Genomic DNA, 9,796 nt, shown 5'->3' on the forward strand with positions numbered 1-9,796 from the left:
GGCGTTAGGCGCGCGTTTTTAAACTTCTCGTTTTCCCGTTCGCCACCGGAGCATCCATGTCCGCCAGCAATCCCTCCCAATCCATACACGTCAATCCTGTCCCGAAGAATGATACAGGGTTTCAAAGCGGCAATAAACACCGCGCCATGACACGCAAACTTGTGGTGATCGGCGCGGGCATGGCCTCGGGCCGGATGCTGGAGCATCTGTTCGACCAGGCCCCCGGCCAGTGGGACGTGACGCTCTTCAACGCGGAGCCGCGCGGCAACTACAACCGGCTGATGCTGTCGCCGGTCCTGTCGGGCGACAAGACCTATGACCAGATCGTCACCCATGACACGGACTGGTATCTGGCGCAGGGCGTCACCTGCCGCTTCGGCGAGGCCGTCGTGGGCATCGACCGGGGCGCGAGAATCGTCCATGGCGCGCGCGGCCCGGTCGAATATGACGCGCTGGTCATCGCCACCGGCTCGGCGCCCTTCATCATCCCGCTGCCGGGCCACAAGCTGCCCGGCGTCGTGGCCTATCGCGATCTGGAAGACACCAACGCGATGATCGAGGCCAGCCGCCCCGGCGCCACCGCCGTGGTCATCGGCGGCGGTCTGCTGGGGCTGGAGGCCGCCGCCGGCATGGCCGCGCGGGGCGCCGAGGTGACTGTCATCCACCTGATGGGCCATCTGATGGAGCGCCAGCTGGACCCCGCCGCGGGGTACCTCTTGCAACGGGATCTGGAAAAGCGTGGCATCCGCATCCATTGCAAGGGCGCTACCAAGGCGATCCTCGGCACGGATCGGGTCGAGGCCGTGCTGCTGGAGGACGGGACCACCTATCCCGCCGATCTGGTCTGCATGGCCGTGGGCATCCGCCCCGAGACGCGCCTGGCCAATGATGCGGGGCTGGAGGTCGCGCGCGGCATCACGGTCGACGACCAGATGCGGACCAGCGACCCGGCGATCTTCGCCCTGGGCGAATGCGTGGAACATGACGGGCAACTGTTCGGGCTGGTCGCGCCGCTCTACGATCAGGCCAAGGTCCTGGCCGCCACGCTGGCGGGCACGCCCGCCGCCTTCATGCCCCTGCAGACCGCGACCAAGCTGAAGGTCACCGGCTGCGACCTGTTCAGCGCGGGCGACTTCGCCGAGGGCCCGGGCCGCGAGGACATCGTCTTCCGCGATCCCGGGCGCGGCATCTACAAGCGCCTGATCCTGGAAGGCGACCGCCTGATCGGCGCCGTGATGTATGGCGACACCGCCGACGGGCCGTGGTTCTTCGACAAGATCCGCAGCGGCGCGGACATCACCGCCGACCGCGACACGCTGATCTTCGGCCCCGCCTTCGCCGGAGGTGCCCAAGCGGACCCTTTGGCAGCCGTTGCAGCCTTGCCGCCTGAGGCGGAGATCTGCGGGTGCAACGGCGTGTGCAAGGGAACCATCGTCACCGCCATCCAGGGCGGTGCCGCCACACTTGATGCCGTGCGCGGGCTGACCAAGGCCAGCGCGTCCTGCGGCACCTGCACCGGGCTGGTCGAGCAGGTCATGGCGCTGACGCTTGGCGACGGCTTTGCCGCCAACGCCAACCCGCCCATGTGCAAATGCACCGATCACACGCATGAGGACGTGCGGCGGCTGATCAAGTCGATGGGGCTGAAAACCATCCCCGCCGTGATGCAGGATCTGGGCTGGAAAACCGTGGGCGGCTGCGCCTCGTGTCGTCCGGCGCTGAACTACTACCTGATCGCGGACTGGCCGCTGGAGTACCGCGACGACCGCCAGAGCCGCTTCGTCAATGAACGAAACCACGCCAATATCCAGAAGGACGGCACCTATTCGGTCGTGCCGCGCATGTGGGGCGGCGTCACCACCAGCGCCGAGCTGCGCGCCATCGCGGATGCCGTTGACCGCTATGCCGTGCCGATGATCAAGGTCACCGGCGGCCAGCGCATCGACCTGCTGGGCGTGCGGAAAGAGGATCTGCCCGCGATCTGGTCGGACTTCAACCAGGCGGGCATGGTGTCGGGGCATGCCTATGCCAAGGGGCTGCGCACGGTGAAGACCTGCGTGGGCACGGATTTCTGCCGCTTCGGCACGCAGGATTCGACCGGTCTGGGCATCCGGCTGGAGAAACTGCTGTGGGGATCGTGGACGCCTGCCAAGGTGAAACTGGGCGTCTCGGGCTGCCCCCGCAACTGTGCCGAGGCCACCTGCAAGGATATCGGCGTCGTCTGCGTGGACAGCGGGTTTCAGATCAGCGTCGCGGGCGCTGCCGGCATGGATGTGCGCGAGACGGTGCCGCTGCTGACCGTGGAAACCGAGGACGAGGTCTGCGACGTGATCTCGGCTTTCGTGCAACTCTATCGCGAACAGGCACGCTATCTGCACCGGATCTACAAATGGGTGGACAAGGTGGGTCTGGACTGGGCCCGCGAGCAGGTCGCGGATCCCGCCACCCGCGCCGGTCTGATCGAGCGTTTCCGCCTGTCGCAGACGATCTATCAGACCGACCCCTGGGCCGAACATGCCGCCCGTCCCGACGAGTGGGCCCCCGTGGCCGACCTGCGCCTGAGGGCCGCCGAATGAGCCAGCTCATTGACATCGCCGCGCTGGAGGACATCCCCCCGCAAGGCGCCCGCGTGGTGCGCACGCCGCAGGGCTGCGTCGCCGTCTTCCGCACCGCCGACGACCGGGTCTTTGCGCTGGACGACCGCTGCCCCCACAAGGGCGGACCCCTGTCCGAGGGCATCGTGCATGGCACATCCGTCACTTGCCCCCTGCACAACTGGGTCTTCGACATGGCCACCGGGCAGGCGCAGGGCGCCGACAGCGGGGCGGTCGCCACCCATGCCGTGCGGGTGGAGGGCGGGCGGATCTTGCTGAACCACACCGTCCTGGCACAGCGCAACACAGCATGAGGAGCATATCATGACCTACGTCATCCCTTCAGAATTTGCCAAGAAGATGATCGACGCTGGAGAAGCCAAAGTCTTCATGTCGACCAAGGACACCCTGATCCGCTCCTATATGGCGGGAGCGATCCTGGCGCTGGCCGCAGCCTTCGCCGTCACGGTCACCGTCAACACCGGCAACCCCCTGCTCGGCGCTCTGTTGTTTCCGGCGGGTTTCTGCATGTTGTATCTGCTCGGGTTCGACCTGCTCACAGGCGTATTTACTCTGGTGCCGCTTGCCTTGATCGACAAGCGCCGGGGTGTCACTGTCCGTGGCATGCTGCGCAACTGGGGCCTTGTCTTCTGCGGCAATTTTGGCGGCGCTTTTACAGTCGCGCTGTTCATGGCAATCATTGTCACCTTCGGCTGGTCGGAAGCTCCTAACGAGATCGGGAAAACGATTGGCCATATCGGCGAGGGACGAACACTTGGCTACGCCGAACATGGCGCGGGCGGGATGCTGACGCTGTTTGTGCGGGCCGTCATGTGTAACTGGATGGTTTCAACCGGTGTCGTAGCAGCCATGATGTCCACCAGCGTGTCAGGAAAGATCATGGCCATGTGGATGCCGATCATGATCTTCTTCTACATGGGGTTTGAACATTCGATCGTAAATATGTTCCTGTTCCCGGCTGGTCTGCTTCTGGGCGGCGAGTTCACAATTATGGACTACATGATCTGGAACGAGATCCCGACTGTGCTAGGTAATCTTGTCGGAGGGCTGAGTTTCGTGGGGGTGATGATTTACGCCACGCATCATAAAACCTCGCCTGAACTTTCTCGGGAGGTGGCTTCGGAAGTCCGTGCCGTCCCGGCTGAGTGATCTGCCGTCAAAGTGACAGCTGGTTTTATTGAATGATCTCGGCTTTCAAGCGATTGGGAGCCGAGATCATTGCACCACAGACCCGAGTGTGCGGCGTCTGACACGGCGCGGCCACTGTTAAGGTATCGCATGCCCGCGACCTTTTCGGGTGGCGGAACCTTATAAGTATGACCAGAGCGTCGCGCTATATATACCCACCCTTTTTATCATTACGTAGCAGGCTCTCGAGGCCGCAGGACGGATGCAGAGCATCCGTCCGCCCGCATCGAGGCTTGCGTGATGGCCGTGTGCACGAACCATGAGAAAAGGACTTTAACCCCAGCCAAACAAATAGGTTTTACAACCGAAAAACAAAAATAAAGTGAACACATAAAACTATCAAAACCGCGCTGATCTAACTTGAGAGTATATAGATCAGGAATAATATGATGAAAAAAGAGGTGAAAACGCTCCCCACTAAATGACGCTTAAGAAATATACTAAGGCGACCATAAGAATTGAAGGAATGCTCGCTACGATTTTCTTTGTTCAGGATATCAAATAATCTAGAGCCATGCCGGCCCAATTCTACGTGCGATGGGCGATAGAACAGTAATGACTGGGTCGTTTCGTGACTATTGTAGTCACATCCAGTGTGACTGTTCCACCCGCACTCGCCTACATCAATCACCCGCACGGACGTGCTATCGCTCTCTTCCATGACAGACCCCGAATTTATGTGACGGAATACTAGCATGTATCTTGAAGAGCCAATTTTATTTTTTGTTTCTAAGGGAACGGCTTTTTTGTAACCCCTATGTTTCCGAGCCAACATTTCACGTTACGCGCTCAGTAGGATTCGTTTGGCTAATTTTTAACCAACCGAGAAAGGCTGACGCGCTCTCCCCATGTGCCGATGCGTAACAACATGGCCGAACCCATTAGAACCGGCCTTCTAATCGCCGGTAGCGGTTACTTTTTGTCCGTCTTCTTAATCTTACGCCTCATCAACAAACCAGGCGGCGAGCGAGTCGGTCAAACGGCTTCGATCAGCCGAATCTAAAGTGGAGACATCCACATTCATACTTCCACGCCGGCGCGGCATGGCCCGAGGCTGGGTATTCTGGAGATATGCCAGAAGATGCTCGCGGACTTCGCAACGCAGATCGAAGGCGCGGCCAGCATTGCGGGCGCTGGCAAGGATACGCACCTCGGTCACGGTTTCGCGGAAATCTGTGACCTGCAGGGCAAAGACGTCCCGGTCCCAAAGCGGTGAGTCGCGGACGATCCGCTCTGCTTCCGTGCGCAGGGCAGGGATGTCAGTGGCGTAATCGACATAGATCATTACAACCCCAATCAGCGCCGCGTCAGAGCGTGTCCAGTTTTGGAAGGGCTGATCCATAAAATAGCTCAAGGGCACGATCAGGCGGCGCTTGTCCCAGATGCGGATGACGACATACGTGCCGCCAATTTCTTCGACATTACCCCACTCGCCTTCGACGATCACCGCGTCGTCGATGCGAATGGGCTGGGTGATCGCCAGCTGGATGCCCGCGAACAGGTTGCGCAGCACCGGCTGCAGCGCGAGACCAGCGACCAGGCCCGCAGCGCCAGCTGAGGCCAGCAAACTGACACCATACTGGCGGACCCCTTCGAAAGACATCAGGGCGGCACTGATCCCGATAGTAACGATCAGTATGCTTCCCACTTGCTGGAGAATTCGGGACTGGGTGACATGCTTGCGGGCCAGCAGGTTGTCCTCGACGTCGATGCGAAAGCGACGCAGGTGCAGCGCGACCCAGATCTGCAAGGCAGAGCGTGCCACCAGCGTGAAGCAGGCCACGAAACACAAGAACAGCGCATGGCGCAACATCGTCCCTTCTTCCGGGGTCAACGGCGCGCCGCGGGCGGCGACCGAGAGGGCGACGATAACCAGCGCCAACTGCACAGGACCGCGCGAGCGTGCCAGCAGGGGGCGCCAAAAATCGCTGCGCCGCGAAATCAGCCTCAACGCGAAGCGATCAATCAGCATCCAGCCCACCCAAGACACGACCACGGCGGTAACGAAAATCAGGGCGGTATCAGTCCAGCGGCTCATGCTAACCTCGTGCTTCACGTACATAGATCTGAGGCGCGGTTCGATCACTGCGCTCGTTGGAAAGTTTGGGGCGGCTACGGCGCACCGGCAGGGTTGCATGAACCTTTTGGCCAGCGATTCACTCCGGTTGGGCGTCAGGCATCTCAGGCCCACCGGCTCACACGAGGTGAAAATGTTTTTGTTTGTAATACCTTACGAAGGTCCGGCTCCTTCAAGACATCGATAAGTCTTCACTCTAGACTAGTGCTGCCCGTCTGACAGTGGATTCCCCGTCTGGAGTGTGTGGGCAACGCTCTGACCATGAGCGGGACAACGTCGCCGCATCCGCGATGGGATTCATGCGTCAGGTGTGGAACACTAGGGCTTTGGTTCTCTTGAGCCGACCTAGGTTTAATTCGCGGAGAGGCCACGGTTTCGCACGCCCCCCTCTGGTTCCGAACGTCTATCGCTCAGCGATCGCCGAACCGCCGTTTCTGCTATTCGATCAACAAGGTAGCGAAAGGTCATATTGGTGCAGGCATGCAAAGCCATCTGAAAGTATACCGCCGAGTATTTGAATTGTGTGAATTGAACACAAAGCAGCTGCATAAGCATGAGTTGTCACTCTCGCGTCGGGAAGCTTCCTCCAAAGCCTGTTGCACGGCACCAGTCCGGTGTATGGTCAGCTTAAATGGTTCATCGACGGAGGCATCGAGGCCAAGCCAATGACTTCGTATTTACCGGTGAGAGGGTTCAACACGAATAAACCGTTATGGCGCACTTCAATTTCAAGGATGCAGATGTCGCCCAGGCTGGCAAAAATCAATAGGATGGCTTCCAACATGTCTCGGGTGATTTCAACTTTGGCGACGTTGTTACTCTCCGTAATAGGGAACATTGATTTGACCCTCCGTTGTCACTAAATCTGCTGATAATCTTCTAGGTTGTTTAGACGTTTCTGCAGTTTTGCGCTGAGCTCGAACTTGGGGATGAAGTACTAAATCGTCCCTGATATCCTTAATAACTGCCGCGCTTCAAAGCGATACTGGCCTACTGGGAGTAAAGATCCCAAACTGGATCCGAAAAACTATGATCCCGAATTGATCGCGCTCACGGGTCTCTGTGATGCATACGTTATTTTATAACCAGCCCATGCACTCCACGTGTATAATGATTAACGCTCGATGCGATCAGGCATAAGCCATGCGCGTGTCTTGTGTTGGTCCGGAGTGTTACAAATGTTTGCTGACGGAGAGTCTTTTGTAAACGAAGTTTGCTCATGAGCGCCTCCCGGCGATCAGCGGCTTTCCTACGTCGAATTTGCTGACCTCAACCGCTTTTTTCACCTCGAATCAATAAAATGAGTCATAATTCACCTGTCAGCACTTATGTTTTAAGCGGCTGCTTTATCAGGGAGCATTCTAGAATTTTGGAATGTGAATCAGCGGAATTGGCACGGGGTCAATAAGTTTATTTGGCCTTTGACGCGCGTGTTCACGACCGACAATAAGCCGGCCGATGGTTATAACCGGAGTTCATGCCAGAGATTGTAAGCGAAAATCATTCCAAGCGTTGAACGTAACTACACTAGTGTTCCACACCTGACGCATGAATCCCATCGCGGATGCGGCGACGTTGTCCCGCTCATGGTCAGAGCGTTGCCCACACACTCCAGACGGGGAATCCACTGTCAGACGGGCAGCACTAGCCCTCTTGTCGATGAACCATGTCGGCTGCGCATTCCAGGGTGATGTGTTGGACCAATCCGCGCGGTTGCAGGTTCGCGATGGTGATGCGCCCGCCAAACCGCTCGATGATCTCGCGAGCAATGGCCAATCCCAGGCCGGCGCCGGGGATCGTCTTGCGGCGGGCCGGATCGGCGCGAAAGAAGGGTTCGAACACCTGGCCGAGGAGCGCTTCCGGTATGCCGGGACCATCATCGCGGATCGACAGGACCGCCTGCCGCCCCTGTTGCATCAGATTGACCGAGGCGCCTCCGCCGTGCGTGGCAGCATTCACGATCAGGTTGCGCAGCGCCCGCTTGAGCGCCAGCGGATCGGCGCGCACCTCAAGAGGTGCCAGATCGCCCACAGCAATGTTGTGCCGCGTCTCAGTCAACTCGGCGGCGATGTCCGATATGAGCACGTCCAGCCGGAGGGGTCTGGGGGCCTCGCCACCGGCCGCTTCCTCCCGCACCAGGCGAATGGCGCTATCTGCGATCAGGTCGAGTTCGTGAAGATCGATGAGCCATTTGGCGCGGTCATCGTCATCCTCGATGAACTCGGCGCGCAGCCGCATCCTGGTCATCGGTGTCCGCAGGTCGTGACCTGCCGCCGCGATGAGTCGCATCCGGCTGTCCATGGCGGATCGCACCTGATCGGACAGATGGTTCAAGGCGCGGGCGGTGGCCCGGATCTCTGCCGGACCGCTTTCCGCCATATGCGGCAGAATGCCATCCGCGCCAATCTGGCTGGTGGCCGCCTCGAGCAGTTCCAGCGGACGGCCAAGGCTGCGTGCGGCCCAGAGCGATACCGCCATGGCCCCAATAACGATCATGGCGATCCAGACCGTGAAGATTTTCCAGCCATCCTCTGGGGGTGACAGATCCGGCATCTCGGCAAGCAGCCAGCGCGCGTCCTCGAGCTCGATCGAAATCGTCAGTACACGACCGCCGTCAGGGCGGGACACGGTCAGGGGAATACCGAGGCCCATCTCGGCCAGCGCGTTGCTCAGCAATTCCGTTGTGCGCGGGACCTGCTCACCGGACGCCGGGCTTTCGCTGATCACCGCCCCTGCCGCGACCATCTGCTCCGGCATGTCTTGCGCCAGCGTTGCTATCAGGCGGATCTGTCCAGCAACTGCATCGATGCCGCCCTCCGGGTCGGGGTGTTGCAGGGCGCGACTGGCCGCAAGAGTGGCCAGTCCCACGACCGTCAGAATGGCGACGATCAGCAGCGCCGCCATCCGTGCGCGCAGCGACTTCATCGTGTCACCACATGACTGGACACAGGCAGGGTCAGTTGATACCCGCCGTTGCGTACCGTCTTGAAGGCCGGACCATCCAGCTTTTCCCCCAGCTTGCGGCGCAGTCTGCTCATCAGCACGTCGATCGATCGATCCATGGGATCCCGGTTACGCCCCTGCGTCAAATCCAGCAGCTGATCGCGTGATAGAAGACGCCCGGCGCGGTCCAAAAAGACTGTCAGCAGATCGAATTCCGCCCCTGTCAGATCCACGTCGCTTCCGTCGGGTGCGATGACGCTTCGCATCTCTATATCAATGGTAAAGCCCGCCATTACATAGCTGCGGGCGGGCTCCGGTGCAGGAACTGGCTCGAGTTCGGTCCGGCGCAGGACGGCCTTGATCCGGGCCACCAGCTCCCGCGGATTGAAGGGCTTGCCCAGATAGTCGTCGGCGCCGATCTCCAGCCCGATGATGCGGTCAACGTCTTCCTTCAAGGCTGTCAACATGATGATCGGCAAGTGTCGATGGCGGGCACGCAGATCGCGGCAGATCTCCAGCCCCGATCCGTCAGGCAGCATGACGTCCAGCACCACCAGATCCGGAAGGCCTTGCGTGATACTGGTCATGCAGTCGCGCCGGTTTCCCGCGCCCTCGACCCGGAAGCCCTGCCCGGACAGGTAGCGCACCAGAAGATTTCGAATTTCAGGGTCGTCGTCGACGATCAGGATGGAGGGCAGGTTTTGCATGGCGGTCAGCTTTCCTGGATGAACCGGTCATAGCAGGCAATGACGCATCAGGGGACAAGCATTGTTGCCCAATCTTGCCGCTTCGCCCGTGGCAACCTTCAGTTACAAATTTCCTGTTGTCAGAAACCTTTCGAAACCTCCCGGACCAATGCCAGACACGCATCTCACCCATGGTCGATCCTGACGGAACTGACGTCGAGAGGATTCGGAATGATGATGGGTGTCCCCCTGGATTGGTCTGCCGGCGGGCAGCACAGCCTGCGTGC

General features: G+C 59.8%; 7 protein-coding genes. 3 read left to right on the forward strand and 4 right to left on the reverse strand.

Annotation, left to right across the window (positions count from 1 at the left end):
- Positions 1-146 precede the first annotated feature (146 nt).
- The 3 genes from nirB to E4191_RS17530 are packed head-to-tail and all read left to right on the forward strand — an operon-like array spanning position 147 to position 3,764.
- Positions 147-2,576: a nitrite reductase large subunit NirB gene (gene nirB, locus E4191_RS17520; RefSeq protein ID WP_139615749.1), complete on the forward strand. Its 2,430-nt coding sequence runs from the start codon at positions 147-149 to the stop codon at positions 2,574-2,576.
- Positions 2,573-2,908: a nitrite reductase small subunit NirD gene (nirD, locus tag E4191_RS17525; RefSeq protein WP_139615750.1), complete on the forward strand. Its 336-nt coding sequence runs from the start codon at positions 2,573-2,575 to the stop codon at positions 2,906-2,908. Before nirB ends, nirD begins: the two co-directional genes overlap by 4 nt.
- 10 nt (positions 2,909-2,918) lie before the next feature.
- Positions 2,919-3,764: a formate/nitrite transporter family protein gene (locus E4191_RS17530; RefSeq protein WP_135819099.1), complete on the forward strand. Its 846-nt coding sequence runs from the start codon at positions 2,919-2,921 to the stop codon at positions 3,762-3,764.
- Between the two features lie 976 nt (positions 3,765-4,740).
- Here the strand turns inward: E4191_RS17530 and E4191_RS17535 are convergent.
- The 4 genes from E4191_RS17535 to E4191_RS17550 all read right to left on the reverse strand — a co-directional run bounded on the left by E4191_RS17535 (position 4,741) and on the right by E4191_RS17550 (position 9,530).
- The gene (locus E4191_RS17535; protein WP_228461809.1) at positions 4,741-5,841 is read right to left on the reverse strand and encodes a mechanosensitive ion channel family protein; all 1,101 of its coding nucleotides are present in this window, start codon (positions 5,839-5,841) and stop codon (positions 4,741-4,743) included.
- Positions 5,842-6,502: 661 nt separating this feature from the next.
- Positions 6,503-6,718, reverse strand: a complete 216-nt coding sequence (locus E4191_RS17540) for a hypothetical protein (protein WP_139615751.1) — start codon at positions 6,716-6,718, stop codon at positions 6,503-6,505.
- Between the two features lie 806 nt (positions 6,719-7,524).
- Complete coding sequence (locus E4191_RS17545) at positions 7,525-8,805, reverse strand: ATP-binding protein (RefSeq protein ID WP_139615752.1); 1,281 nt, start codon at positions 8,803-8,805, stop codon at positions 7,525-7,527.
- Positions 8,802-9,530 carry a response regulator gene (locus E4191_RS17550; RefSeq protein ID WP_139615753.1) on the reverse strand — a complete coding sequence of 243 codons (729 nt, stop codon included), beginning with the start codon at positions 9,528-9,530 and terminating at the stop codon, positions 8,802-8,804. The genes E4191_RS17545 and E4191_RS17550 overlap by 4 nt, the downstream gene beginning before the upstream one ends.
- Between the last annotated feature and the right edge of the window lie 266 nt (positions 9,531-9,796).

Source organism: Paracoccus liaowanqingii, assembly GCF_004683865.2.
In the GTDB taxonomy this organism is placed as follows: Bacteria; Pseudomonadota; Alphaproteobacteria; order Rhodobacterales; family Rhodobacteraceae; genus Paracoccus; species Paracoccus liaowanqingii.

Excerpts from the sequence above, each read along its gene's own strand:
- nirB (WP_139615749.1), top strand. The coding sequence starts at position 147 with ATGACACGCAAACTTGTGGTGATCGGCGCGGGCATGGCCTCGGGCCGG.
- nirD (WP_139615750.1), top strand. The coding sequence starts at position 2,573 with ATGAGCCAGCTCATTGACATCGCCGCGCTGGAGGACATCCCCCCGCAA.
- E4191_RS17530 (WP_135819099.1), top strand. The coding sequence starts at position 2,919 with ATGACCTACGTCATCCCTTCAGAATTTGCCAAGAAGATGATCGACGCT.
- E4191_RS17535 (WP_228461809.1), bottom strand. The coding sequence starts at position 5,841 with ATGAGCCGCTGGACTGATACCGCCCTGATTTTCGTTACCGCCGTGGTC.
- E4191_RS17540 (WP_139615751.1), bottom strand. The coding sequence starts at position 6,718 with ATGTTCCCTATTACGGAGAGTAACAACGTCGCCAAAGTTGAAATCACC.
- E4191_RS17545 (WP_139615752.1), bottom strand. The coding sequence starts at position 8,805 with ATGAAGTCGCTGCGCGCACGGATGGCGGCGCTGCTGATCGTCGCCATT.
- E4191_RS17550 (WP_139615753.1), bottom strand. The coding sequence starts at position 9,530 with ATGCAAAACCTGCCCTCCATCCTGATCGTCGACGACGACCCTGAAATT.